This is a genomic window from Herbiconiux sp. VKM Ac-1786, assembly GCF_015350805.1.
Taxonomy (GTDB): Bacteria; Actinomycetota; Actinomycetes; order Actinomycetales; family Microbacteriaceae; genus Herbiconiux.
The window spans coordinates 505,459-530,588 of the sequence record NZ_JADKSG010000001.1; the positions used below are offsets into that span (position 1 = coordinate 505,459).

A 25,130-nucleotide genomic window follows, 5' to 3' on the forward strand; every position below is an offset into this window, starting at 1 on the left:
TCAGCCGCGACCGGTGGACAGCGGCCATCGCATGCCCGGGAGCTGGCCGGAGGTCAGAGCTTCTCGATGGGGGCGATCTTGATGAGGAGCTTCTTGGCGCCGACCGCCTCGAAGGTGACGTGCGCGACGCGCTTGGCGCCCTCGCCCGTGACCTGGTTGACGCGGCCCTCGCCGAAGTCGGCGTGCTTGATGCGGTCGCCCGGCACGAGCGTGAGGTCGCCGTTGTCACGCACCTGCCCCGTCACGCGGTTCGCCCACTCGGTCTTCGGGCGAGGCGGCCCGGGCGGCAACCCGTAGCCGCCGTCGGCACCGAAGCGCGGCGAGCCCGACCCCGACCCCGACGACGACCCCGAGCCCGAGCGCGACCCGTAGGCCCCGCCGTAGCTCCCACCCCGCGACCCGTTCAGCGCCCGACCGTCACTCCCGCCGCGCGATGCCATGCCCGGCGACTGGATCCACTCCACCAGCTCCGCCGGGATCTCCTGCAGGTACCGGCTCGGCATCGCCACCGCGGTCTCACCGAACTGCGCCCGCGTCATGGCCAGCGAGATGAACAGCCGCTTCCGCGCCCGCGTGATGCCCACGTAGAACAGCCGCCGCTCCTCCGCCGGCCCGCCGGGCTCCCCGGCCGACATGCGGTGCGGCAGCAGGTCCTCCTCGACCCCCGTGAGGAAGACCGCGTCGTACTCCAGCCCCTTCGCGGTGTGCAGGGTCATCAGCGACACCGTTCCGCTCGAGTCGTCGAGATCGTCGACCGCGGCCACGAGCGACACCTCGGTGAGGAAGTCGAGCAGCGTGCCGTCGGGGTTGTTGCGGTTGAACTCCTTGGTCACCGCCAGAAGCTCCTCGACGTTCTCGGCGCGCGCCTCGTCCTGCGGGTCGCGGCTGGCGCGCAGCGTGGCGACGTAGGCGCTCCGCTCCATCAGCACCTGCAGCACCTCGCTCACGGGAGCCTCCCCGCCGGGCCGCGCGGGGTCGACGAGCTCGCTCGCCTCGTCGAGCAGCCCCGCGAGCTGCAGGATCGCCCCGGTCACCTTCGGCCCGAGACTCAGCTCCTTCGCCCGCCGCATCGCCTCGCGGTAGCTGACCTCGTTGCGCTCGGCGAACCCGGCGAGCGCCGTCTCGGTCGCCGGCCCGATGCCGCGCTTCGGGGTGTTCAGGATGCGCCTGAGCGCCAGCCCGTCGAAGGGGTTCGCGACGGCCGAGAGGTAGGCCATCGCATCCTTGATCTCGGCCCGTTCGTAGAACTTGGTGCCACCCAGCACCCGGTACGGCAGCGCAGAGCGGATGAAGATCTCCTCCAGTGCTCGCGTCTGCGAGTTGGTGCGGTAGAACACGGCGATGTCGTTGTACGCCATGCCGCCCTCGTGCAGCTTCGCGATCTCGTCGGCCACGAACTGGGCCTCGTCGTGCCCCGAGTAGCCCGTGAACCCGACGATCTTCTCGCCGTCGCCGACGGCCGTCCAGAGCTTCTTGTCCTTGCGGTCGAAGTTGTTCGAGATGACCGCGTTGGCGGCCGAGAGGATGTTCTGGGTCGACCGGTAGTTCTGCTCGAGCAGAACCACGCGGGCCCCTGGGAAGTCGCGCTCGAACTCCACGATGTTGCGGATGTCCGCCCCGCGGAACGCGTAGATCGACTGGTCGGAGTCACCGACGACGGTCAGCGACGCCCCGCCCCCTCCGAACGACGCGAGCCCCGACAGCTCGTTCGACTCCGGGGCCTTGGTGAGCTCGCGGATGAGCGAGTACTGCGCGTGGTTCGTGTCCTGGTACTCGTCGACGAGGATGTGCCGGAACCGCCGCTGGTACTTCTCGGCCACCTGCGGGAAGGCCCGGAACAGGAACACCGTCTGGCTGATCAGGTCGTCGAAGTCGAAGGCGTTCGCCTCGCGCAGCGCCCGGCTGTAGGCGCGGAAGCACTCGACGAACATCGCCTCCTGCGGGTCGTTGAAGTTCGCCTGCCGCGCGTAGCTGTCGGCGTCGGCCAGCTCGTTCTTGAGCTTCGAGATTTTCGCCGTCACCTGCGAGACCGTGAAGCCGAAGGTGTCGGCCTGCAGGTCTTTGATGATGCGCTTGACCAGCGCCCGCGAGTCGGCGGAGTCGTAGATGGTGAAGCTCTTGGTGAAGCCGAAGTTCTCGGCCTCGCGGCGGAGGATGCGCACGCAGGCCGAGTGGAACGTCGAGATCCACATGCCCTCGGCGACCTGCCCCAGCAGGTGCCCGACGCGCTCGCGCATCTCGGCGGCGGCCTTGTTGGTGAACGTGATCGCGAGGATCTGGCTCGGCCACGCCTCCCCGCTCTTGATCAGCCCGGCGATGCGGTGCGTCAGCACCCGCGTCTTGCCACTGCCGGCGCCCGCGACGATCAGCAGCGCCTGCCCGCGGTAGACGACCGCCTCGCGCTGCTCGGGGTTGAGCCCGGCGAGCAGTTCGTCGTCCTCCGAGGCACCACCGGCGGCGCCGCCCGAGGGGTCGACGACAACCGGCTGAAGACGGGGAGTAGTGGTGTCGCTCATGCTCCTCCAAGTCTAGGTCGCACCACCGACGCTCATCCCCGGAGCGCCACCAGCTCCCGCGCCCGCACCGCCAGATCCGGCTGATCCGCGAAGACGCCGTCGACACCCGACGACAGGATCGCCGCGAACTCGTCCTCCCACGCCCCGAACGCCGCCTTGTCCCGCCCGAGCCGGAAGTTCCGCGGCAGGAACCGGTTCTCCGCCCGCAGCGTCCACGTGAACACCGACAGTCCCGCGGCGTGCGCCCGCTCGACCACGTCGCTCACCCCGTGCGCCGAGCCCTTCACGTCCCGGGGCATGATCGTCGCCTTGTCCAGGCTGATCCCGTCGATTTCGCCGGCCAGCCCCGCCAGCCCCGCGGGCGTGAGGAACGACGCGTAGTCCGGCGCCCCGGCCCCCTGCGCCGCCACCAGATCGGCGGGCGACCCCGAGTCCTCGAGCAGGTAGATCCACTGCGCCGACACCCCCTGAGCACGCAGCCCGGCGAGCGCCGTCTTCTCGAACGACTCCACCACGAGCTGCGACGGCCGCGCATCCCACCCCGCAGCAGCGAGCTCCGCAGCCACGATCTCGGCGTAGGGCATCCCGATCGACTCGTAGAACGCCACGTGCTTCAGCTCGACCACGGCCCGCCGCAGCCCCGAAGAAGAAGACGAAGAAGAAGAAGAAGGCGAAGAAGACGCCTCGTCCACGATCCGCAGCACATCCGCCAGCCGAAGGATGCCGAACCGCCCGTCGAAGCTCCGACTCGCCGGCCGCACCTCGGGCAGCCGCTCCCGCGCCCGAAGCGTCTGCAGCTCCGCCCAGGTGAAGTCCTCGGTGAACCACCCGGTCAGCTCGTGCCCGTCGATCCGCTTCGTGGTGCGGCGGTCGGCGAACTCCGGATGCGCGGCCACATCGGTCGTGCCCGAGATCTCGTTCTCGTGCCGCACGACTGCGACCCCATCGCGCGTCAGCACGACGTCGGGCTCCACCGCATCGGCGCCGAGCGCGAACGCCAGCTCGTAGGCCGACGCGGTGTGCTCGGGCCGGTAGCCGCTGGCGCCGCGATGGCCGATGACGAGGGGCCGGGCATCCGCTTCTCTGATCACGCCCCACACGCTACGCCCCGCCACCGGCAGGCCGCCCTGCGCCCTCGGCGAACAACCGCGTTCAGGGCGCGGATCGAGCCGATGTCCAGGCATTTCCTGTAAACGGTGCACTACGTTTATAGCAACCACGATCACCCTCACAGCACAGAATGAGACTGACATGGCAGCGTCCTCCAGCAACCCCGCCTTCGCCCGGAATCCGGTGTTCAACGGCAAGGCGGTGGCACAGACCCCCACGATGACCGCAGACGGTCTCCAGCAGCTCTACGAGCGCCCGGCCGCCGGCCCCGCCGAGACCGACCGCATGAGCTACGACGACGTCATCATGAAGACCGCGGGCCTGTTCGCGATCTTCCTGGTCACCGGTGTCGTCGGCTTCCTCGTCAACTGGCCCGTCCCCACGGTGCTCGGCCTCGGCGTCATGATCGTCGGCGTGCTCGTCGGCTTCGTGCTCGGCCTCGTCAACGCCTTCAAGCGCGAGCCGTCCGTTCCGCTGATCCTCGCCTACGCGGCCTTCGAGGGTCTCGCGATCGGCGCCATCTCGAGCTTCTTCGAGTACCAGTGGTCGGGCATCGTCATCCAGGCCGTGCTCGCCACGGTCGCCGTCTTCGGTGTCACCCTCGCCCTGTTCGCGAGCGGCAAGATCCGCGCCTCGAAGCGCGCCACCAAGGTCTTCCTGATCGCGATGGTCGGCTACGGCGTCTTCTCGCTGCTGAACCTCGTGCTCATGCTCACCGGCGTGGTCACCGACCCGTTCGGCCTGCGCAGCGGCTGGATCGGCCTGGTCATCGGCGTCGTCGTCGTCATCATGGCCGCCTACTCGCTGGTGCTCGACTTCGACATGATCCAGCGCGGCGTGAAGTCGGGCGCCCCCCGCAAGTACGGGTGGACCGGCGCGTTCGGCCTGATGACCACCATCGTCTGGCTGTACCTGGAGCTGCTCCGCATGATCGCCATCTTCCGCAACTAGCCGTCTCCCGCGAAGAACCGGAGCCGGTCATCAGCGAAACGAACGGGGTCGTCCGAGAGGGCGGCCCCGTTCGCCGTTCCCGGGCAGCCGTCGCCGGCCTCCGCACGGCCGCCGGACGGCTCACCGGCCTCGACGCGGCGCGCGGACTGGCCCTGCTCGGCATGCTCGCGGCCCACACCGTGCCCGAGGGCGACGGCGACTTCGTCTGGGACGGGCGCTCCTCCATCCTCTTCGCCACCATCGCGGGCGTCTCCCTGGGCCTCATGTCGGGCGGTTCGCGGCGACCGGCTCCGGATGCCCGTGCCCGCGTCGCCCGCGTCGTGCTCCTGCGCGGCCTGCTGCTCATCGTCCTCGGCGTGCTGCTGACCTTCCTCGAGACGCCGATCGCGATCATCCTCGACACCTACGGCTTCCTCTTCATCGTGGCGCTGCCGTTGCTCTACGCCCCCCGCTGGCTCGTCGCCCTGGTGGCCGCGGGAGCCGCCCTCGCGGGGCCCTGGCTGGTCGAGACGATCGGCACGGCCATCGAGGGCACGACCGGCGCGACCGCCACCGCGTTCGACAGCCCGTGGGCGTACTTCCCGGTGCGCTGGCTGATCGACGCGTACCCGGCGCCCGTCTGGCTCGCCTACCTGGCCGTCGGCATCCTGATCGCCCGCTCGGATCTGCGGAAGCGCCGCACCCAGTACGTGCTCGTCGCCGCGGGCGGGCTCGCGGCGGTGCTCGGCTACACCCTGCCGGATGCGCTCGGCTCGCCGGTGCTCGCCCACGACGACACCACCGCGGAGGTCATCGCCTCGGGCGGGCTCGCGGTCGCGGTGATCGGGCTGCTCGTCTGGTTGACCGACTCGGCGGCGGCAGGCGTCCGGCGCATCTCGCGGGGCGTGCTGTGGCCGCTCCGGGCGGTCGGCTCGATGCCGCTGACCATCTACACGGCGCAGATCATCGGCATCGCGGTGGCGGTCGAGGTCATCCCGCACGAGGAGTGGCTCGGCTGGCAGTCGGTGCCGCTGTTCTTCGTGTTCGCGATCCCGTCGCTGGTGCTGGCCTGCCTGTGGAAGCTCGTCTTCACGCAGGGGCCGCTGGAGTGGGTGTTCAGCCGCCTGACCACGCACCGGCCGTGGCCCCGACGACGAAAGAGCCCCTCCGGCGACCCGGCCGGGGCCTGAGGCCTGGCGGATCGTCCGGAGGGGCTCTCGTCGAGCGGGATCACTCCCGCTCGTCGGCTCCCGGTGGGATCACTCCCACTCGATGGTTCCCGGCGGCTTCGACGTGACGTCGAGCACGACGCGGTTCACGCCGCTCACCTCGTTGGTGATGCGGTTCGAGATGCGGGCCAGCACGTCGTAGGGCAACCGTGTCCAGTCGGCGGTCATCGCGTCTTCGCTCGAGACGGGCCGCAGCACGATCGGATGCCCGTAGGTGCGCCCGTCGCCCTGCACGCCGACCGACCGCACGTCGGCCAGCAGCACGACCGGGCACTGCCAGATCTCGGCGTCGAGCCCGGCGGCCGTGAGCTCGGCGCGCACGATCGCGTCGGCCTGGCGGAGCAGCTCGAGGCGCTCGGCCGTGACCTCGCCGACGATGCGGATACCGAGGCCGGGGCCGGGGAACGGCTGGCGCGAGACGATCTCGTCGGGCAGGCCGAGCTGGCGGCCGATGGCGCGCACCTCGTCCTTGAACAGGGCGCGCAGCGGCTCGACGAGCTCGAACTGGAGGTCTTCCGGAAGGCCGCCCACGTTGTGGTGGCTCTTGATGTTCGCCGTGCCGCTGCCGCCGCCCGACTCGACCACGTCGGGGTAGAGCGTGCCCTGCACGAGGAAGCGGATCGGGTCGCCGTCGGCCGCGGCCTCGGCGATCAGGTCGGCCTGCGCCTGCTCGAAGGTGCGGATGAACTCGCGCCCGATGATCTTGCGCTTCTGCTCGGGGTCGCTGACGCCGGCGAGGGCCGAGATGAACTGCTCGCGCGCGTCGATCGTGACGAGGCGCACGCCGGTGGACTTGACGTAGTCCTCCTCGACCTGCCGCCGCTCGTCCTGTCGCAGCAGACCGTGGTCGACGAAGACGCAGACCAGCTGGTCGCCGACGGCCTTGTGGACGAGGGCCGCGGCCACCGCGGAGTCGACGCCGCCCGAGAGGCCGCAGATGACGCGGCCGGAGCCGACCTGCGCCTGGATGGCGGCGACCTGGTCGGCGATGACGTTGCCCGGGTTCCAGTCGGCGGGGATGCCGGCGGCCCGGTGCAGGAAGTTGACGATGACGTCCTGCCCGTACTGGGTGTGCTTGACCTCGGGGTGCCACTGCACGCCGTAGAGACCGCGCTCCTTGTTCGCGAAGGCGGCGACCGGGGTGGACGAGGTGCGCGCGAGCACCTCGAAGCCCTCGGGGGCCTTGACGACGGAGTCGCCGTGGCTCATCCACACCGTCTGCGCGTCAGGCTGCTCGGCGAGGAGCTCGCCGCCGCCCTGGCCGTCGACGGCCATGTCGGTCGAGCCGTACTCGCGGGCGCCGGTCTTCGCGACCTCGCCGCCGAGCGCCTTGGCCATCACCTGGAAGCCGTAGCAGATGCCCATGGTCGGCACGCCGAGGTCGAAGATCGCGGAGTCGAACGCCGGGGCGCCCTCCTCGTAGACGCTGGAGGGCCCGCCGCTCAGCACGATGCCGGACGGGTTCTTCGCGGCGACCTCCGCGGCGGTGATGGTGTGCGGCACGATCTCGGAGTAGACGCTCGCCTCGCGCACGCGGCGCGCGATCAGCTGGGCGTACTGGGCGCCGAAGTCGACGACGAGGACCGGGCGGGTCAGCTCGTCGTGGTCGGGGGTCTCTGCTGTGCCGGACTCGGCTGCGCCGTTCTCTGCTGTGCCGGACTCTGCTCCGCTAATGGGATGCCTCCACGGTGTCGTTTTTCGCCAGCTCGGCTTCCCGGGTGGCGAGGTAGGTCTTCACCTCGCGGGCGATGCGCCCCTCGAGGAAGAAGGAGAGGAAGGGGATGACGCCGCCGAGCGCGATCAGGATGAACCGCAGGAACGGCCAGCGCATGAGGCTCCACAGGCGGAAGTCGGAGAAGAGGTAGACGACGTAGAACCAGCCGTGCACGATCAGGATGCCCGTGCTCAGGTTCACCGCGGTGACCGTGCCGTCGGGCACCAGCGCGAGCAGCCCGTTGCGCCCGCCGAGCTCGACCTCGAGGCCGAGCGGGGTGTACTTCAGCAGCATCTCGACGCAGAGCAGCAGCAGCAGCACACCGGTGATGATGGAGGCGACCTGGTAGAACTTCAGCGCCCCGCGGATGCGGGGGAAGTCCTTCGGTTTGGGTGCGAGTGCCATGGATCCAGCCTACCCGCGCCCGTCTGGGGCGAGCGACTCGTCGAGCTCCTCCAGCTCGCGCTCCCAGGCGTCTCGCACCAGGCGGTACCAGAGGTAGATCGCGAAGCCGGCGAACACCACCCACTCGGCCGCGTAGAAGATGTTCAGCCAGTTCAGCTGCACCGAACGGTCGGGCTCCGGGGAGTCGATCAGGGTGAGCGGCTGCGGGGCGGCGTCGAGCACGAGGTAGCCGCCGTAGACCTCGGCCGACTCGTCGAACTGCGTCCACCGGTTGATCAGCTCCGACACCGACATCGTGGTGGAGAGCGGGCCGCCGTCGAGCGAGGTGCCGGCCGACGGCTGCGGGGCGACCGGGCCCTCGGTCGGCAGGTAGCGGCCGACGATCTGCTCGGGCGTCGTCGCTCCCGACTCGGCGAGCGCCGTCGCGGTGGCGCGCGCCTCGTCCTCGGAGGCGGTCCAGCCGAGCGCGACCGCGAGATAGGTGTCGGCCTCGTCGGCGACCTGCACCTGCCCGATCACCCAGTAGCCGGGGGCGCCGTCGTTCAGCCGGTCGGCGATGTAGTCGAAGCCCGATGGCACGAACGTCCCGGTCACCTCGGCGCGCTGGGCGGCCTGCTTCTCGATCACCGCCTGCTGCGGGGTGGCCACCTGCTCGAGCGGGAGCACCGTCTCGGTCGCGTCGTTGACCGAGGTGCCGGTCGACACCGCGCGGTCGAGCTGCCACTGTCCGAGGGCCGCGAAGCCGGCCGCGACCGCGAGGGCGAGCAGCAGGGTCGCGATCCATCGCGGGCGCCGCATGACGCCGCCGAGCGTGGGGCGGGCGGGGGTTCCGGTGCTGGCCGGGGTGCCGGTGGTGCTCACTGCTCGCCGTCTCTCGCTCGGGGGGTCTCGTCGTCGGACTGCAGCATCGCCTGCTCGATCAGCCGGTCGATCTCGGGGTCGCCGCCGCCGTCACCGCTCCGACCGCCGTCGCGATCTCCGCGGCCGGGCCGGAGCGACGTGTCGTAGTCGTCGTAGTCGCTGTCGACGGCGTTGGCCGCCGCCCGGTCGTCGTCGAACTGCACGTCGCCCGCCGACTCGACGGCGGTTCCGGATGCGCGGCCCGCCGACCCCGCTGCGGTGACGCCGCTCGCACCGACCTCGATGCCGCCACCCGCACCGCCGCCCGCGCCCCCGGCGCTCCCGGCCGCCCCGCCGCCACCAGCCCCGCCGCCCGCGGTCCCGCCGCCACCGGCCGTCGCCGCCTCCATCAGGGCGATCGCCTCGTCCCGCTCGAGGTCGCCTGTCGCGCGCCCGGCACCCGCCGCGCTGCCGACCGGCCCTGCACCGAGCGACGCCCCAGACCCAGCCCCGGCGAGCGCCGCGGCCGCCGCCCGCGCCTTCTTGCGCTTCGTCCCGAGCACCGCCGACCCGATCCGCTCGGAGTTCACCGCGAGGATCGGCCCCATGATCGCCATGATCAGCACGTACAGACCGGCGAACGGCTGGATGCGCTCATCGAGCCCCGCCCCCAGCGCGAGCGTCGCCAGGATCAGCGCGAACTCCCCCCGGTTCTGCAGGATCGCGGTGGTGTTGATGCCCGCCTGCGGCCCCAGCCCGTTCAGCCAGGCCACGAACTGCCCGGCCACGATGTTGAGGGCCACCGTCATGCCCACCGCGGCGAGCACCGGCACGATCACGTCGGGGAACTTCGACGGATCGAGCCCCAGCCCGAAGTTGAGGAAGAAGAACGCGCCGAACACGTCGCGCAGCGGGATCGCGATGTGCTCGATCCGGTTGCGGTACCGGGTCGCACCCAGCACGAGCCCGATCAGGAACGCACCGATCGCATCCGTCACCCCGAGGATCTCGCCGAGCCCGCCGAACATGATCGCCAGCCCGAAGAACAGGATCGTGAAGAGCTCGTCGTCCTTCGTGCGGAAGATGCGCGAGACGAACCGCCCGCCCCAGCGCGCGGCCGTGAACATCACGACGAGGAAGAGGAACGAGATGCCGAGCTTGCCGACCACCGGCCAGATCTCGGTCTCGCCCGAGAGCACGACCGAGACGATGGCGAGGTAGATCGCGATGAAGACGTCCTCGACGACCGTGACGCCCAGGATCATCGGCGTCTCGCGGTTCGCCAACCGGTTCAGCTCGATCAGCAGCTTGGTGACGATGGCGCTCGAGGAGGTCGCCGTGATGCCGGCGATGATCAGCGCCTCACGGGTGCCCCAGCCCACGAGGAAGCCGAACGCGAACCCGACCACCATGTTGATGGCGATGTACGAGCCGCCCGAGACGATCAGCTTGCCCGCGTTGCCCACGAACTCGTCGAGATCGAACTCGAGGCCCAGGTTGAACAGCAGCAGGATCAGCCCGAAGACCGCGATCAGCTCGATGTACTCCCCGTGCACGAAGTCGATCGGGAACCAGCCGAAGTACGGGCTCGCGAGAAGACCCACGACCATGTAGATCGGGATGGCCGGCAGACCGATCTGCTTGCCGAGCCTCCCGAGGACGTAGGCGAGGACGAAGAGGACGCCGAGGACCAGGAGGTCGGGACCGAGATGCACGCGCCCGCTCAGCTTCCGGGCGGACCGTCGACGACTCCTGCTTTCGCCTTCAGCTCACCGGTGCGGAAGAAGGCGAACGCCTTGGCGACCTTCTCCGGGGAGCCGGCGACCACGAGGGTGTCGCCGGGGAAGACCTTGAAGTCGGGGGCGGGGGCGGGGTTCGCGGAGTCTCCGCGCACGACGGCGACGACCGTGAGGCCGGCGATGCCGCGATCGGCCGGGCTGCCGAGGGGCTGGCCGGCGATGTGGTCCTCGTAGTCGACCGTGAACCAGTCGATGCTGAGGCCCGGGATCTGGTCGAGCGCCGTCAGCGACTCGGTGATCTGGGTGCCGCCGAGCAGCTCGGCGAGGGTGTGCGCCTCGTCGTCGGACAGACGAAGCGACACTTTCGTGGCGTCGCCGTCTTCGTCGTCGCTGAAGCTGATCAGGTCGCTGTGGCCCGAGCGGTGCGCGATGACGCCGACCTTGCCGCCGTCGCTCGTCACGAAGGTGTGCAGCACTCCGACTCCGGGAAGCTTCACGCGCTTCACGTCGACCATGGCCGTCTCCTCCTGGGATCACCGCGGACGAGTGCCCGTCGGTGATCCCAGTTTAGTGGAGGGGCATCCGGAGCCCGTCGCCTGGGGAGACTGTTCGCACAGGGCGCACCTGTGCAGGAGAGGACGGCCCAGAAGCCGCCAGCGACGGAAGACCGGACCTCAGTCGGTCTTCACGATGTCCGGCGCCTCGAGCCGCACCCGCTCGGCCGACTCGTCGTCGGGCTGCAGCTGGCTGGCCCGCTCGGCCTCGACCCGCTCGAGGTACACCGCGATCTCCTTCTCGACCTGCTCGTCGCTCCAGCCGAGCACCCCGGCCATCAGGCGCGCGGCGACCGGCGCGGCCGATACCCCGCGGTCCCAGGCCTCGATCGAGATGCGGGTGCGCCGGGCGAGCACGTCGTCCAGGTGCAGCGCGCTCTCGTGGGAGGCGGCGTAGACCACCTCGGCCGCGATGTAGTCGTCGGCGCCGGGCAGCGGTTCGGCGAGCGACGGGTCCTCGGCGATGAGGGCGAGCAGCTCATCCGTCAGCGTGCCGTAGCGGTTCAGCAGGTGCTCGATGCGCACCGGATGCACGCCGAACCGGCGCGCGATCTTCTCGCGCTTGTTCCAGGCCGCCTTGTACCCCTCGGCGCCGAGCAGCGCGATGTCCTGCGTGACCGACGGCGAGATCTTCCCGTCGAGCGCGGAGACGGCGGCGTCGATGGCGTCCTTCGCCATCACGCGGTACGTCGTCCACTTGCCGCCCGCGATCACCACGAGACCGGGCACCGAGTGCGCGACGAGGTGCTCGCGCGACAGCTTCGAGGTCTGGTCGCTCTCGCCGGCGAGCAGCGGGCGGAGGCCCGCGAACACGCCCTCGACGTCCTCCCGGGTGAGCGGCACGGCGAGCACCTTGTTGACGTGCTCGAGCAGGTAGTCGATGTCGGCGGCGGTCGCGGCCGGGTGCGCCTTGTCGAGGTTCCAGTCGGTGTCGGTGGTGCCGATCAGCCAGTGCCGGCCCCACGGGATGACGAACAGCACGCTCTTCTCGGTGCGGAGCAGGAGCCCCGATTTGCCCTGGAAGCGGTCGCGCGGCACGACGAGGTGGATGCCCTTCGAGGCCCGCACCTTGAACTGCCCGCGCTCCCCCACCATCGCCTGGGTCTCGTCGGTCCAGACGCCGGTGGCGTTCACGACCTGCTTGGCGCGGATGTCGAACTTCTCGCCCGTCTCGAGGTCGTGCGCGTGCACGCCGACGACCCGCTCGCCGACCTTGATGAAGCCCTCGACCTGCACGCGGCTGGCCACGTGCGCGCCGTAGGAGGCGGCGGTGCGGGCGAGGCTCGAGACGTAGCGGGCGTCGTCGACCTGGGCGTCGTAGTACGTGATGCCGCCGATCAGAGCATCCTTCGCCAGGCTCGGCATCAGCTCCTGCACCTGCTTGCGCGAGAGGTGGCGGTGGTGCGGCACCCCGGGCGGGCGGCCGCCGGAGTAGCTGAAGATGTCGTAGAGCAGCATGCCGGCGCCGATGTAGGCGCGCTCGATCACGCGCTTGTTCAGCGGGTAGAGGAAGCGCACGGGCTTGACGAGGTGCGGCGCGATGCGCTGCAGCAGCAGCCCGCGCTCGATCAGGGCCTCGCGCACGAGCCGGAAGTCGAGCTGCTCGAGGTAGCGGATGCCGCCGTGCACGAGCTTCGACGACCGGCTCGAGGTTCCGGATGCCCAGTCCCGCGCCTCGACGAGGCCGGTGCGGAGCCCGCGGGTCACGGCATCGAGCGCGGCACCCGTGCCGACGATGCCGCCGCCGACCACGAGGATGTCGAGCTCTTTGTCCTTCAGCGAGGCGATCGCGTCCCGACGTTCGTCGGGACCGATCTTGGTGGAGTGCGAAACCGACGTCGTCGTGGCCATGGGACTCTCCTTGGTGCCGAGCTAGTCGCTCGTAGCGTCCCTCTTCACGCTAGTCAACGCGGTACGGGGCGACAACCACTTCGACCCGCTGGAATTCCTTGAGGTCGCTGTAGCCGGTGGTCGCCATCGAGCGCCGAAGGGCTCCCATCAGGTTCGCCGTGCCGTCGGAGACGGGCGACGGGCCGTACAGGATCTGCTCGAGCGGGGCGACCTGGCCCACGTGCACGCGCTGGCCGCGGGGCAGCTGCGCGTGGTGCGCCTCGGCTCCCCAGTGCCAGCCGGCTCCGGGCGCGTCGGATGCACGCGCGAGCGCACTGCCGAGCATGACTGCGTCGGCGCCGACCGAGATGGCCTTCACGATGTCGCCGCTCGTGCCGAGGCCGCCGTCGGCGATGACGTGCACGTAGCGGCCGCCCGACTCGTCCATATAGTCGCGGCGGGCGCCGGCCACGTCGGCGACGGCGGTCGCCATCGGGGCGTGGATGCCGAGCGTCGCACGGGTGGTCGACGCCGCGCCGCCGCCGAAGCCGACCAGCACGCCGGCCGCGCCGGTGCGCATGAGGTGCAGGGCCGCGGTGTAGGTGGCGGCGCCGCCGACGATCACGGGCACGTCGAGCTCGTAGATGAACTTCTTCAGGTTCAGCGGCTCGGAGTTCTTCGAGACGTGCTCGGCCGAGACGGTCGTGCCGCGGATGACGAACAGGTCGACGCCGGCGGCGACCACGGTCTCGTAGAGCTCCTGGGTGCGCTGCGGCGAGAGGGCGCCGGCGACGGTGACTCCGGATGCCCGGATCTCCGCCAGCCGCGCGGTGACGAGCTCGGGCTTGATCGGCTCGGCGTAGATCTCCTGCATGCGCTCCGTGGACCCGCCCTCGGGCAGGTTGCGGATCTCCTCGAGCAGCGGCTCGGGGTTCTCGTACCGCGTCCACACGCCCTCGAGGTCGAGCACGCCGACGCCGCCGAGCTGGCCGATCATGATGGCGGTCTGGGGCGAGACCACCGAGTCCATCGGCGCGGCGAGCACCGGGATGTCGAAGTGGTACGCGTCGATCGACCACGTCGTCGACACGTCCTCGGGATCGCGCGTGCGCCGCGACGGCACCACCGCGATGTCGTCGAACGAGTACACGCGGCGCCCGCGCTTGGCGCGCCCAATCTCAATTTCCATCACACCCCATCCTATCGACACCGCTCGGTGCGATATGATGAGCCATGCTCATTAACGAAACCCACTCGCCCACCCGTCCCGCCGGCACCGCTCTCGGCCTCGCGATCGCGGCCCCGATCGCCTCGGTCGTGGTCGCCCTGCTCTCCCTGGCCCTCGGGGCAGACGGCGCACCGGCCGGCGGCTTCGCCGCACCGGTCCTCCAGCTCGTGCTCGTGGTCGCACTGCTCGCCGTCAGCACCCACCTCGCGGTGCGCACCCTCCGCGGTCGCGTGGTCGGTCGGCCACGAACCCTGGCCGTCGTGGCACTGGTCGTCGACGCGCTCGTCGTGCTGACGTTCGTGGCCCCGCTCGCCTACTCCCTCGCGACCCTCAACCAGTAGCCGAGGGCCGCGAGCGGTCAGCGAGGCGGGTCAGCGGCGGTAGTTGGGGGCCTCGACGACCATCTGCACGTCGTGCGGGTGCGACTCCTTCAGGCCCGCCGCCGTGATGCGCACGAACTTGCCCTTCTGCTTCAGCTCGGGGATGGTGCGCGCGCCGACGTAGAACATCGACTGGCGCAGGCCGCCGGCCAGCTGGTAGGCCACGTTCGCGAGCGGGCCGCGGTAGGGCACCTGGCCCTCGATGCCCTCGGCGATCAGCTTGTCGTCGGAGGGCACGTCGGACTGGAAGTAGCGGTCCTTCGAGTACGAGGTCTTCTCGCCCCGGGTCTGCAGCGCGCCGAGCGAGCCCATGCCCCGGTAGTTCTTGAACTGCTTGCCGTTGACGAAGACGAGGTCGCCCGGGCTCTCGTCGCAGCCGGCGAGCAGCGAGCCGAGCATGACGGTGTCGGCGCCGGCCACCAAGGCCTTCGCGATGTCGCCCGAGTACTGCAGACCGCCGTCGGCGATCACCGGCACCCCGGCCTCGCGCGCGGCGAGCGACGCCTCGTAGACGGCGGTCACCTGCGGCACGCCCACACCGGCGACGACGCGCGTGGTGCAGATCGAGCCCGGCCCGACGCCCACCTTGATGGCGTCGGCTCCCGCGTCCACGAGCGCCTGGGCGCCGGAACGGGTGGCCACGTTGCCGCCGATGATGTCGACGTCGGCGAACGCCGAGTCGCTCTTCAGCCGGCGGATGATCTCGAGCACGCCCGCGCTGTCGCCGTTGGCCGTGTCGACCACGATCACGTCGACGCCCGCGTCGAGCAGGTTGGTGGCGCGCTGCCAGGCGTCGCCGAAGAAGCCGATGGCGGCGCCCACGCGCAGCCGGCCGGCCGAGTCCTTGGTGGCGTTGGGGTACTTCTCGCTCTTGTCGAAGTCCTTCACCGTGATCAGACCCGAGAGCCGGCCCGCGTCGTCGACGATGGGCAGCTTCTCGATCTTGTGCTGCGCGAAGATCGCGACGGCGTCATCGGGGTCGACCCCGACGCGCGCAGTGATCAGCGGCATCTTCGTCATCACGTCGCGCACGAACGTGGTCTGCTTCTCGAACGGCGAGACGAATCGCATGTCGCGGTTGGTGACGATGCCGACGAGCACGCCCTGGCCGTCGACCACGGGAAGGCCGCTGACGCGGTACATGCCGCAGAGCGCGTCGACCTCGGCGACCGTCGCATCCGGAGTCGTCGTCACCGGGTCGGTGACCATGCCCGACTCGCTGCGCTTCACGCGGTCGACCTGCTCGGCCTGATCGATGATCGACAGGTTGCGGTGCAGGATGCCCAGACCGCCCTGACGCGCCATGGCCACCGCCATGCGCGACTCCGTGACGGTGTCCATCGCCGCCGACAGCAGCGGGGTGGCGACCTCGATGCGCTTGGTCAGTCGCGAGGAGGTGTCGGCCTCACTCGGGATGACGTCGGTATGACCCGGCAGAAGCATCACGTCGTCGTACGTCAATCCGACAAATCCGAACGGATCCGGCTGGTCCATCGTTCTCCCTCGCGCGCAGTGTAGGTCAATCGTAACCGTTAGGCACGCACCGATATTCCGTGTAGAAATGACGGGCACGACGGAATGTCCACCTGAAACACCGTGGACACAAATCGTCTGTATGGTCTAGCAGAGTCGCTACGACCATAGGCGCGGAGAACCCACCACTGCACATGGGGTTCTCCTTCAGGAGGTGCTGTCTTGATCGCAGGAATCCGTACCGGACACGGGGTACGTCTCGTCACGATGCTGTTGGCGGTGGTCTCCCTCTGTCTCGGCATCGTGCTGGGCTCGGGGGCCCTGTCGACTTCGGCGACCGAGACCCCCGCTCCGACCCCGACCCCCACGAGCGACTTCACGAACACGCTCACCATCAATGGTGTGCTCCGTGACGGCGACAACCTCGTCGAGGGGGCCGAGATCACCGTCGCGGGCGGGTCCGGTTTCGAGGAGACCGCGACCACCGACGACACGGGCCGCTGGGCCGTCGTCGTGCCGGAGAAGGGCGAGTACACGGTCACGCTCGACCCCGACACGCTGCCCGACGGCGTCGAGCTGCGCGACCCCGACAAGGCGACGTCCACCGTCGCGGCCGACGAGTGGCTGACGAACACGCTGACCCGCTCGTTCCCGCTCGGTGCCGACACCCGGCAGACGACGGGCTTCTTCGAGCAGTTCCTGCAGCGTCTCGCGGCCGGCCTGAACTTCGGCCTGCTGATCGCCCTCGCGGCCATCGGCATCACGCTGATCTTCGGCACGACCGGCCTGAACAACTTCGCGCACGGCGAGATGGTGACCTTCGGGGCCATCGTCGCCTGGATCTTCGCGGTGCTTCTCGGCCTCAACATCTTCATCGCGATGGTCATCGCGCTGGTGCTCGGCGGTGTGTTCGGCTACCTGAACGACTGGCTGCTCTGGCGGCCCCTCAGACGGAAGGGCGTGAAGCTCGTCCAGGCGATGATCGTCTCGATCGGTCTCGCCATCGCCCTGCGCTACTTCTACCTGATGAACATCGGCGGCGACACCAAGACCATGAGCGTCGGGCTGTCGGATGCGGTCGTGCTCGGCCCGGTGCGCATCACCACCGGCTCGCTGCTCAGCATGGTGATCTCGGTCGTGGTGCTGCTGCTCGTCGGCCTCTTCCTCACCCGCACCCGCATCGGCAAGGCGACCCGGGCGGTGTCGGACAACCCGTCGCTCGCCGCCGCATCCGGAATCGACGTCGACCGCATCATCCGCATCGTCTGGGTGATCGCCGGAGCCCTCGCGGCCCTGGCCGGCGTGATGCTGGCCCTGTACCGCCAGGTCTCGTGGGACATGGGCTTCCAGGTGCTGCTGCTGATGTTCGCCGCGGTCACCCTCGGCGGGCTCGGCTCCGCCTACGGCGCCCTCGTCGGCTCCATCGTCGTCGGGCTGTTCGTCGAGCTGTCGACGCTGTTCATCCCGCCGGACCTCAAATACGCCGCCGCCCTGGTGGTGCTCATCGTCGTGCTGCTCGTGCGACCGCAGGGCATCCTCGGGCGCAAAGAACGAATCGGTTAAGGAAGGAGAGACTCATGGACTGGGGAAACATCTTCGGCAACGCCGTCGGCGAGCTGATCAGCCCGACGACCGCCGCCTACGCGCTGGCGGCCATCGGCCTGGGCATCCACTTCGGCTACACGGGCCTCCTGAACTTCGGTCAGGCGGCATTCCTCCTGATCGGGGCCTACGGCTTCGCGATCCCGACCCTCGCGGGCGCCCCGCTCGTGGTGGCGGTGCTCTGCGCCATCCTCTGCTCGGTGATCTTCGCGTTCATCCTGGGCATACCGACGCTGCGACTGAGGGCCGACTATCTGGCCATCGTCACGATCGCGGCCGCAGAAGTCGTGAGATACGTGGTCACCACCACGGGCCTGACCGACTTCACCGGTGCGGCGAACGGCCTCTCGGGCTTCAAGGGCACCTTCGCGGCGATCAACCCGATCCCGCAGGGCACCTACGGCTTCGGTCCGTTCACCTACTCGGCCTACGACTGGTGGGTGCGCATCGTCGGCTGGGTGATCGTCATCCTCGCCAGCGTGCTCGTCTTCCTGCTCATGCGCAGCCCCTGGGGCCGTGTCGTCAAGGGCATCCGCGAGGACGAGGATGCGGTGCGCAGCCTCGGCAAGAACGTCTACTCCTACAAGATGCAGTCGCTGGTGCTCGGTGGCGTGCTCGGCTCGGTCGCGGGAATCATCTTCATCCTGCCCCGCGCCGTGCAGCCCGCGAACTACACCACGGGCCTGACGTTCTTCATCTGGACGATCATGCTCCTCGGTGGAGCGGCCACGATCTTCGGCCCGATCATCGGCTCGATGATCTTCTGGGTCGTGCTGTCGCTGACGCAGGGCATCCTGTACGGCGCCATCGAGTCGGGGGCCATCGGCTTCCTCTCGACCACCCAGGCGGGCCAGGTGCGATTCATCCTCGTGGGTGTCGCCCTGATGCTGCTCGTCATCTTCAGACCGCAAGGTATCTTCGGAAACAAGAAGGAGCTGTCCTTCAGTGTCTAATCTCCCCGCCTCCACCGCGCCGGCCTCCGGCATCCCGACCACGCACCCGCTCGTCAAGGGCGAGGTCGGTCCCGGATGCGCGAAGGTCGACCCCATCGTGATCGCCGACAGCGTGACGCGGCAGTTCGGCGGCCTCAAGGCGGTCGACGTCGATCACCTCGAGATCCCGCGCGGCAAGATCACCGCCCTGATCGGCCCGAACGGCGCCGGCAAGACGACCATGTTCAACCTGCTGACCGGCTTCGACAAGCCGAACACGGGCACGTGGGAGTTCGACGGCAAGTCGCTCGCGGGCGTTCCGGCCTTCAAGGTCGCCCGCTCGGGCATGGTGCGCACCTTCCAGCTGACGAAGTCGCTCGGCCGGCTGAGCGTGCTGCAGAACATGCTGCTCGGCGCCACGGGCCAGAAGGGCGAGAAGCTGTTCGCCTCGCTCATCCGCCCGATCTGGAAGAAGCAGGAGGAGGAGAACACGGCCCGCGCCGACGACCTCCTCGCCCGCTTCAAGCTCGACGCCAAGCGCGAGGACTACGCGGCCTCCCTCTCGGGCGGTCAGCGCAAGCTCCTCGAGATGGCGCGCGCGCTGATGTCGAAGCCGCAGCTGATCATGCTCGACGAGCCGATGGCCGGTGTGAACCCGGCCCTCACGCAGTCGCTGCTCGGGCACATCAAGAACCTCAAGGAGGACGGCACCTCGGTGCTGTTCGTCGAGCACGACATGCACATGGTCATGCACATCTCCGACTGGGTGGTCGTGATGGCCGAGGGCCGCGTCGTGGCCGAGGGCCCGCCCGAGACCGTGATGAAGGACCCGGCCGTGATCGACGCCTACCTCGGCGCCCACCACGACACCGACCTGGGCGATCTGATGGAGGACGGCCCGAACCCGGTGCTCGAGGCGGAGCGCAAGGCGCACGAGGCGCATCCCGAGGCAGAGACGAGCGGCTACGGGGACACCCCGCCGGCCGCGGGAGTCGAGGAGACCAAGCGATGAGCGATCTGAACCCGAACGAGGTCAACGACCAGGTCGACGAGCTCTCGTCCGAGCCCTCGCGCGGCCACACGCTGGCCCCGACCGACCGCGGCGAGGCCGTGCTGCGCACCGAAGACCTCGTGGGCGGCTACCTGCCCGGCGTGAACATCCTGAACGGATGCACGATCGAGGCGTTCCCCGGAGAGCTGATCGGCATCATCGGCCCGAACGGCGCCGGCAAGTCGACCGTGCTGAAGGCGATCTTCGGTCAGATCAAGATCCGCGGCGGACGCGTGGTGCTGAAGGGCGAGGACATCACGGGCCTCAAGGCCAACAAGCTCGTCTCCAAGGGCGTCGGCATGGTGCCCCAGAACAACAACGTGTTCCCGTCGCTGACGATCGAGGAGAACCTCGAGATGGGCCTGTTCCAGAAGCCCACGATCTTCTCGGAGCGGTTCGACTTCGTCACCACGCTCTTCCCGGAGCTCGGCAAGCGGCGCAAGCAGCGTGCCGGCTCGCTCTCGGGCGGTGAGCGCCAGATGGTCGCCATGGGCCGCGCACTGATGATGGAGCCGTCGGTGCTGCTGCTCGACGAGCCCTCGGCGGGCCTGTCCCCCGTGCGTCAGGACGAGACGTTCATGCGGGTGCACCAGATCAACCGCGCGGGTGTCTCCGTGATCATGGTCGAGCAGAACGCACGCCGCTGCCTGCAGATCTGCGACCGCGCGTACGTGCTCGATCAGGGCAAGGACGCGTACACCGGCACCGGTCGCGAGCTGATGAAGGACCCCAAGGTGATCGAGCTCTACCTCGGCACCCTGGCGGCCGACCAGGGCCACTGATCGTTAGGTAGCAACTGCTCACGAGGGTGGGCATCGACCCGGACGTAGTCTCGGTCGGTGCCCACCCTTCTCGTTCCCCCGCTCGTCGTCGCGCCCCTGGTCGCCCGTGGTCGCCGGGAGGCCCGTCTCCGTGCCTTCGCGGCCGCCAACGGGCTCGTGTACGAGCGGCGGGCGCCCGGTGCGCCGGCACAGGGGGCGCTGTTCCAGCTCGGCCACGAGCCGCGCACGCTGCGGCGCTTCCGGGGCTCGTGGGCCGGCCGGCGCTTCGAGGTGGGCAACTTCGTGCTGCGCACGCAGCCGGGGCGGCGGTGCTGCGAGGTGACGACGGGGTACCTCATCCTGGGGCCGCTGCCGATGCCGGGCGCGCCGGCGTCGTGGTGCCGGCAGGCGCCGCCGTGCGCCCTTCCGACGACCCATGTGGAGCGCAGTGGCGAGACCATCATCGCCCACACGCTCGACCCGCTCGACTTCGCCGATCCCGGCACGTGGGAGCTCGTGCAGACGCTCCGGACGCAGCTGGCCGGCTGACCGGGCTGACCCGGCTTCGCCGCCGGCAGCGAGGCCGAGCCCCCCGGAACGCCGAAAGGCCCGGCCCCCTGAGGGGAGCCGGGCCTTCGGTGTGGTGGGACTAGCCTGCCAGCGAGCCGAACTCGACGTTCAGCGGCGAGTAGGTGCTGTCCTTGCCGTACTGGTAGATGCCGATGTACGCCTCGGTCGGGTCGCCGTTCTCATCGAAGGTGATGGGGCCGGAGACACCGTCGTAGTCGATGTCGGTTCCTGCAGCGAGCAGGTCGGCGCACTCGGAGAAGCTGGTGCACTTCGTGCCGCCCTCCGAGACCGCCTGCATGTTCGCCTGGATGACCGGACCGGTGGCGGAGCCGCCCGCGACGGCCGCGAGGGCCATCAGGTTGACCGCGTCGTAGGACTCGGCGCCGTAGCTGAAGTCCTTCAGGTCGGGGTTCACACCGAGCAGCTTCGCCTTGAAGGCGTCGTCGGCCAGCACGCCGGGCAGGGTGCCCTTCGCGCAGTTCAGCACGCCCTCTTCGAAGTCGGCCGAGTAGTCGGCGAGGTTGCCGTCGACGAAGTAGACCTTGCTGCCGTCGAAGCCCTTGGTTCCGACGAGCTCGGGGATGATGACCTTGGTCTGGTCGAAGGCGATCAGCGCGATGGCGTCGGGGTCTTCGGCCACGACGGCGTCGATCTGGGCGCTGAACTGGCTGTCACCCTCGTTGAACGCCTCGGAGGCGACGACGGTGCCGCCGGCGGCCTCGACGGCCTTGGAGACGTTCTCCTCCAGGCCCGAGCCGTAGGCGTCGTTCAGGTAGATGATGCCGACGTTGGTCGCGCCGTCGTTGACGATCAGGTTGCCGAGCACGCGGCCCTGCAGCACGTCGGACGGGGCGGTGCGGAAGTAGTACCCGCCGTCGGCGTAGGTCGAGAAGTCGGGCGAGGTGTTCGCCGGCGACACCTGGACGACCTGCGCACCGGTGACCTGGTCGATGAAGGTGAACGAGACACCCGACGACGCGGCACCGACGATGCCGGAGACCCCCTGGCTGAGCAGGTCGGTGGCCGACTGGGTCGCGATGTCGGTGGTGGTGTCACCCGAGTCGCGGTGGATGACCTCGGCGTTGCCGCCCAGGACGCCCGACGCGGACGCGTTGATCTCGTCGATGGCGAGGTCGACACCGGCGATCTCGGGCGGGCCGAGGTAGGCCAGCGAGCCCGTGGTCGGCAGGATCGAGCCGAGCTTCAGCTTGGTCTCGCGGGTCTGCGCCGTCTCGGGCGCGACGGGCGTGATGTCGGCCGCTGCGGTGGCCGCATCGGGGCCGCAGAGTGCTGCCGCCGCGGTGGTCTCTCCGCCGTCGCTCGCGGGCGTCGACGCGCACGAGGCCAGCAGCAGGGCCGTGGCGCTGAACGCGGCTACGCCGGCAACGATCGAGAGGGGCTTCGAGCGCGAGGCCGTGGCCTTCGCAAATACGCTCATGGTGCTCCTTATGTGAATGTGTGCAGTTTCTCGGCAGACTCGAAGAATCGGCCGTTCCATCACGCTATGCGCTGATCGGCACCGGAACAATACGCTCGTGTTACAGCCGTGTAACACGGGACAATCGTTATCTCGCGGTGACCTGGGGAGCGCTCTCAGCGCCGGGCCGCCCGGGCCATGTCGATGATCAGCACCAGCACGGCGACCCAGACGACGGCGAATCCGGCCCAGCGCTCGGGCGGCATGGGCTCGTGCAGCACGAACACCCCGATGGCGAACTGGAGCAGGGGCGCGACGAACTGGATGAAGCCCACGTAGGCCAGCGGCAGCCGGCGGGTGGCCGAGGCGAACATCAGGAGCGGCACGGCGGTGGCGACGCCCGAGATCAGGATGAGCCCGGTGTGGAACGGGCTGATCGTGCCGAACACGATCCCGCCGGGCAGGGTGGCGACCACGATCAGCTGCACGGTCGCGAGCGGCGCGAGCCACGCCGTCTCCAGGGACAGGCCGCTCACGGCGTCCACCCGGGGGCCGACGTGCTTCTTCACGAGACCGTAGGTGCCGAAGGAGCCGGCCAGCACGAGGGCGAGCCACGGCACCGAGCCGTGCCCGACGGCCAGCACCAGCACGGCGACGAGGCTGATGCCGATGGCGGCCCATTGCAGCATCCTGAGCCGCTCGTGCAGCACGAGCACGCTGAGCAGCACGGTGACGATCGGGTTGATGAAGTAGCCGAGCGACGTCTCGACGACCTGCCCCGAGAGCGTGCCGAGGATGTAGGTCTGCCAGTTGATGTAGATCAACAGGCCCGCCAGCGCCATCAGGAACAGCAGCCGGGGCTGCCGGGCGATCGCGAGGAAGGGGCGCCAGCCGCGGGTGACGGTCAGCAGCAGTGCGCAGAAGACCAGCGAGAACAGGATGCGCCAGGCGACGATCTCGAACGCCCCCGCCGGCTGCATGAGCAGGAAGTACAGCGGGAGCACGCCCCACAGCACGTACGCGCCGACGGCGTAGAGCAGCCCGGAGCGGAAGGCCTTCGTGGGGGCGGAGCGGTCGGGCACCGCGTCAGCCTACCCCCGTGCCGCCACCAGGCGGCGCGAGTGCCCCCGGGAACGACAGAACCCCGGGAACGACAGAACCCCGGGCGGCCAGGCCACCCGGGGTTCTGCGTGAAGAAGGATGCGTCAGCGGACGACGACCGCGAGCACGTCGCGGGCCGAGAGCACGAGCAGGTCTTCTCCGCCGTACTTCACCTCGGTTCCGCCGTACTTGGAGTAGATGACCTTGTCGCCGACGGCGACGTCGAGCGGGATGCGGTTGCCGTTGTCGTCGATGCGGCCGGGGCCCACCGCGACGACCTCGCCCTCCTGGGGCTTCTCCTTGGCGGTGTCAGGGATGACGAGACCGGAAGCAGTGGTCTGCTCAGCTTCGACCTGCTTGATGACGATGCGATCCTCGAGCGGCTTGATGGAGACCGACACGGTTGACCTCTTCTTTCTCAGTTACAAAACGTCTGGTTAGCACCCTCACTCCGAGAGTGCTAAGTCGAGTTTAGAGGCTTCATTGGCACTCCCGCAACGCGAGTGCCAACAATCGCGCCGCGCTTGGTAGCGTGGCCGGATGGACTCCGCCGAGCTGTCGCTGCTGCTGACCACGGAGGGGCTCCGGCTCGTCGACTCGCTGCCCGAGTACTCCTCGGCGAAGGCCGTGCAGCAGGTCGCGGCCCTGCGCAAGGCCGGCCACTCCCCCGAGCTCGTCGCCGTGGCGCTCACCCAGTCCCGGCTGCGGCAGAAGGCCCGGGCGAAGTTCGGCGCCTTCGCCGACCGGCTGCTGTACACCCAGGCCGGCCTCGAACAGGCCACCCGACTGAAGGTCGCCGCCCTGCACGCGGGCCGCTTCCGCGACGCCGGTGTGCGGCGGGTGGCCGACCTCGGCTGCGGTCTGGGGGCGGATGCCCTCGCCATCGCCGCTCTCGGCATCCCCGTCCTGGCGGTCGAGCGTGACGAGGTCACCGCCGCGCTGGCCGCCTACAACCTCGCCGCGTTCCCCGACGTCGAGGTCGTGCACGCCGACGCCGAGAGCGTCTCGCTCGAGGGCGTCGACGCGGTCTACCTCGACCCCGCCCGGCGCACCGCCGGCACCGGCGAGACCTCCCGCCTCACCCGTCCCGACGACTACTCGCCCTCGGTCGGCTTCGCGTTCGGCCTCGGCGAGCGGATGCCCGTGGGCGTCAAGCTCGGACCGGGCTTCGATCGCGAGCAGATCCCGGGCTCCGCCGAGGCGCAGTGGGTCTCGGTCGACGGGCAGCTGGTCGAGATGGGGCTGTGGTTCGGTGCGCTCGCCCGGTCGGGGGTGCGCCGCTCCGCGCTCGTGGTGCGGGAGGGTGGGGCCGCCGAGCTCACCGCGGCCGCCGACAGCGACGACGCGGAGGTGCGACCGCTCGGGGAGTACGTCTACGAGCCGGACGGCTCGATCATCCGCGCCCGCCTGATCGGGGCGCTGGCCGAGCGCCTCGACGCCGGCATGCTCTCGGCCGGCATCGCCTATCTCACGGCCGACTCGGTCGTCGAGACCCCGTTCGCCGCGGCGTTCCGGGTGCGCGAGCGACTGCCCGCGAGCGAGGCCGCGCTCAAGCGGGCGCTGCGCGAGCGCCGGATCGGCACGCTCGAGATCAAGAAACGCGGCATCGACGTCGACCCCGCCGCGCTCCGCACGCGCCTGGCGCTGAAGGGGCCCGAGTCGGCGACCCTCATCCTCACCCGGGTCGACGGCGCGCACGAGGCGCTGCTCGTCGACCGGGTGGGCTGAGGGCCGCCGCGGCGCTCGAG

At 69.7% G+C, this 25,130-nt stretch carries 22 protein-coding genes; 9 read left to right on the plus strand and 13 right to left on the minus strand.

Going from position 1 to position 25,130, the window contains the following annotated elements; translation table 11 throughout:
- Positions 1-53: 53 nt before the first annotated feature.
- Together ITJ64_RS02445 and ITJ64_RS02450 are read right to left on the minus strand one after the other, a co-directional pair.
- The gene (locus tag ITJ64_RS02445) at positions 54-2,516 is read right to left on the minus strand and encodes an ATP-dependent helicase (protein ID WP_194679232.1); all 2,463 of its coding nucleotides are present in this window, start codon (positions 2,514-2,516) and stop codon (positions 54-56) included.
- Between the two features lie 32 nt (positions 2,517-2,548).
- A complete protein-coding gene (locus tag ITJ64_RS02450; protein WP_370545000.1) occupies positions 2,549-3,607 on the minus strand; it encodes a glycerophosphodiester phosphodiesterase family protein in 1,059 nt (352 codons plus the stop codon).
- A 160-nt stretch (positions 3,608-3,767) separates the two neighbouring features.
- Here ITJ64_RS02450 and ITJ64_RS02455 point away from each other — a divergent pair, with 160 nt between their 5' ends.
- Positions 3,768-4,577, plus strand: coding sequence for a Bax inhibitor-1/YccA family protein (locus tag ITJ64_RS02455; protein ID WP_194679234.1), 810 nt, complete (start codon positions 3,768-3,770; stop codon positions 4,575-4,577).
- A gap of 161 nt (positions 4,578-4,738) precedes the next feature.
- Positions 4,739-5,746, plus strand: coding sequence for a DUF418 domain-containing protein (locus ITJ64_RS02460; protein ID WP_194679235.1), 1,008 nt, complete (start codon positions 4,739-4,741; stop codon positions 5,744-5,746).
- Between the two features lie 69 nt (positions 5,747-5,815).
- Here ITJ64_RS02460 and guaA read toward each other — a convergent pair whose 3' ends face one another.
- The 7 genes from guaA to ITJ64_RS02495 all read right to left on the minus strand — a co-directional run bounded on the left by guaA (position 5,816) and on the right by ITJ64_RS02495 (position 14,056).
- Entirely contained in the window at positions 5,816-7,381 is a 1,566-nt protein-coding gene (gene guaA, locus ITJ64_RS02465; RefSeq protein WP_194680686.1) for a glutamine-hydrolyzing GMP synthase, read from the minus strand.
- Positions 7,382-7,454: 73 nt separating this feature from the next.
- Positions 7,455-7,904, minus strand: a complete 450-nt coding sequence (locus tag ITJ64_RS02470; RefSeq protein ID WP_194679236.1) for a DUF3817 domain-containing protein — start codon at positions 7,902-7,904, stop codon at positions 7,455-7,457.
- A 9-nt stretch (positions 7,905-7,913) separates the two neighbouring features.
- Positions 7,914-8,765 carry an SURF1 family cytochrome oxidase biogenesis protein gene (locus ITJ64_RS02475; protein WP_194679237.1) on the minus strand — a complete coding sequence of 284 codons (852 nt, stop codon included), beginning with the start codon at positions 8,763-8,765 and terminating at the stop codon, positions 7,914-7,916.
- Positions 8,762-10,459, minus strand: coding sequence for a cation:proton antiporter (locus ITJ64_RS02480; RefSeq protein ID WP_370545001.1), 1,698 nt, complete (start codon positions 10,457-10,459; stop codon positions 8,762-8,764). The genes ITJ64_RS02475 and ITJ64_RS02480 overlap by 4 nt, the downstream gene beginning before the upstream one ends.
- 8 nt (positions 10,460-10,467) lie before the next feature.
- Positions 10,468-10,998, minus strand: coding sequence for a cation:proton antiporter regulatory subunit (locus tag ITJ64_RS02485; RefSeq protein WP_173183386.1), 531 nt, complete (start codon positions 10,996-10,998; stop codon positions 10,468-10,470).
- Between the two features lie 159 nt (positions 10,999-11,157).
- Positions 11,158-12,888 (minus strand): glycerol-3-phosphate dehydrogenase/oxidase, encoded by a 1,731-nt coding sequence (locus tag ITJ64_RS02490; protein ID WP_194679238.1) that lies wholly within the window; start codon positions 12,886-12,888, stop codon positions 11,158-11,160.
- 49 nt (positions 12,889-12,937) lie between these two features.
- A complete protein-coding gene (locus tag ITJ64_RS02495; protein ID WP_173183384.1) occupies positions 12,938-14,056 on the minus strand; it encodes a GuaB3 family IMP dehydrogenase-related protein in 1,119 nt (372 codons plus the stop codon).
- 44 nt (positions 14,057-14,100) lie between these two features.
- On the opposite strand from ITJ64_RS02495, the gene ITJ64_RS02500 reads away from it, so the two are divergent.
- Positions 14,101-14,436 (plus strand): hypothetical protein, encoded by a 336-nt coding sequence (locus ITJ64_RS02500; RefSeq protein ID WP_194679239.1) that lies wholly within the window; start codon positions 14,101-14,103, stop codon positions 14,434-14,436.
- Positions 14,437-14,466: 30 nt separating this feature from the next.
- Here the strand turns inward: ITJ64_RS02500 and guaB are convergent, their stop codons facing one another.
- The gene (guaB, locus tag ITJ64_RS02505) at positions 14,467-15,969 is read right to left on the minus strand and encodes an IMP dehydrogenase (protein WP_194679240.1); all 1,503 of its coding nucleotides are present in this window, start codon (positions 15,967-15,969) and stop codon (positions 14,467-14,469) included.
- Between the two features lie 258 nt (positions 15,970-16,227).
- Here guaB and ITJ64_RS02510 point away from each other — a divergent pair, with 258 nt between their 5' ends.
- Genes ITJ64_RS02510 through ITJ64_RS02530 form a run of 5 tightly spaced genes read left to right on the plus strand, consistent with a single transcriptional unit; the run spans position 16,228 to position 20,843 of the window.
- Positions 16,228-17,511, plus strand: a complete 1,284-nt coding sequence (locus tag ITJ64_RS02510) for a branched-chain amino acid ABC transporter permease (RefSeq protein ID WP_370545002.1) — start codon at positions 16,228-16,230, stop codon at positions 17,509-17,511.
- 14 nt (positions 17,512-17,525) lie between these two features.
- On the plus strand, positions 17,526-18,503 hold the full coding sequence (locus tag ITJ64_RS02515; protein ID WP_194679242.1) for a branched-chain amino acid ABC transporter permease: 978 nt from the start codon (positions 17,526-17,528) through the stop codon (positions 18,501-18,503).
- Positions 18,504-18,534: 31 nt separating this feature from the next.
- Positions 18,535-19,494, plus strand: a complete 960-nt coding sequence (locus ITJ64_RS02520) for an ABC transporter ATP-binding protein (protein ID WP_194680687.1) — start codon at positions 18,535-18,537, stop codon at positions 19,492-19,494.
- Positions 19,491-20,315, plus strand: a complete 825-nt coding sequence (locus ITJ64_RS02525) for an ABC transporter ATP-binding protein (RefSeq protein ID WP_194679243.1) — start codon at positions 19,491-19,493, stop codon at positions 20,313-20,315. Before ITJ64_RS02520 ends, ITJ64_RS02525 begins: the two co-directional genes overlap by 4 nt.
- Positions 20,316-20,372: 57 nt before the next feature.
- Positions 20,373-20,843, plus strand: coding sequence for a hypothetical protein (locus ITJ64_RS02530; protein WP_194679244.1), 471 nt, complete (start codon positions 20,373-20,375; stop codon positions 20,841-20,843).
- 100 nt (positions 20,844-20,943) lie between these two features.
- On the opposite strand, the gene ITJ64_RS02535 is transcribed toward ITJ64_RS02530, so the two are convergent.
- From ITJ64_RS02535 to groES, 3 genes are all read right to left on the minus strand, one after another.
- Positions 20,944-22,302 carry an ABC transporter substrate-binding protein gene (locus ITJ64_RS02535; protein ID WP_194679245.1) on the minus strand — a complete coding sequence of 453 codons (1,359 nt, stop codon included), beginning with the start codon at positions 22,300-22,302 and terminating at the stop codon, positions 20,944-20,946.
- A gap of 155 nt (positions 22,303-22,457) precedes the next feature.
- On the minus strand, positions 22,458-23,363 hold the full coding sequence (gene rarD, locus ITJ64_RS02540; RefSeq protein WP_194679246.1) for an EamA family transporter RarD: 906 nt from the start codon (positions 23,361-23,363) through the stop codon (positions 22,458-22,460).
- A gap of 123 nt (positions 23,364-23,486) precedes the next feature.
- Entirely contained in the window at positions 23,487-23,783 is a 297-nt protein-coding gene (gene groES, locus ITJ64_RS02545; RefSeq protein ID WP_173183376.1) for a co-chaperone GroES, read from the minus strand.
- 139 nt (positions 23,784-23,922) lie between these two features.
- Here groES and ITJ64_RS02550 point away from each other — a divergent pair, with 139 nt between their 5' ends.
- A complete protein-coding gene (locus ITJ64_RS02550) occupies positions 23,923-25,110 on the plus strand; it encodes a class I SAM-dependent methyltransferase (protein ID WP_194679247.1) in 1,188 nt (395 codons plus the stop codon).
- The last annotated feature ends 20 nt before the right edge of the window (positions 25,111-25,130 follow it).

Bases quoted from the DNA above. Each gene is read 5' to 3' on its own strand.
- ITJ64_RS02515 (WP_194679242.1), top strand. From the start codon at position 17,526: ATGGACTGGGGAAACATCTTCGGCAACGCCGTCGGCGAGCTGATCAGC.
- ITJ64_RS02495 (WP_173183384.1), bottom strand. From the start codon at position 14,056: ATGGAAATTGAGATTGGGCGCGCCAAGCGCGGGCGCCGCGTGTACTCG.
- ITJ64_RS02525 (WP_194679243.1), top strand. From the start codon at position 19,491: ATGAGCGATCTGAACCCGAACGAGGTCAACGACCAGGTCGACGAGCTC.
- ITJ64_RS02550 (WP_194679247.1), top strand. From the start codon at position 23,923: ATGGACTCCGCCGAGCTGTCGCTGCTGCTGACCACGGAGGGGCTCCGG.
- ITJ64_RS02490 (WP_194679238.1), bottom strand. From the start codon at position 12,888: ATGGCCACGACGACGTCGGTTTCGCACTCCACCAAGATCGGTCCCGAC.
- ITJ64_RS02500 (WP_194679239.1), top strand. From the start codon at position 14,101: ATGCTCATTAACGAAACCCACTCGCCCACCCGTCCCGCCGGCACCGCT.
- ITJ64_RS02485 (WP_173183386.1), bottom strand. From the start codon at position 10,998: ATGGTCGACGTGAAGCGCGTGAAGCTTCCCGGAGTCGGAGTGCTGCAC.
- ITJ64_RS02455 (WP_194679234.1), top strand. From the start codon at position 3,768: ATGGCAGCGTCCTCCAGCAACCCCGCCTTCGCCCGGAATCCGGTGTTC.
- ITJ64_RS02535 (WP_194679245.1), bottom strand. From the start codon at position 22,302: ATGAGCGTATTTGCGAAGGCCACGGCCTCGCGCTCGAAGCCCCTCTCG.
- guaB (WP_194679240.1), bottom strand. From the start codon at position 15,969: ATGGACCAGCCGGATCCGTTCGGATTTGTCGGATTGACGTACGACGAC.
- ITJ64_RS02460 (WP_194679235.1), top strand. From the start codon at position 4,739: ATGCTCGCGGCCCACACCGTGCCCGAGGGCGACGGCGACTTCGTCTGG.
- ITJ64_RS02470 (WP_194679236.1), bottom strand. From the start codon at position 7,904: ATGGCACTCGCACCCAAACCGAAGGACTTCCCCCGCATCCGCGGGGCG.
- ITJ64_RS02445 (WP_194679232.1), bottom strand. From the start codon at position 2,516: ATGAGCGACACCACTACTCCCCGTCTTCAGCCGGTTGTCGTCGACCCC.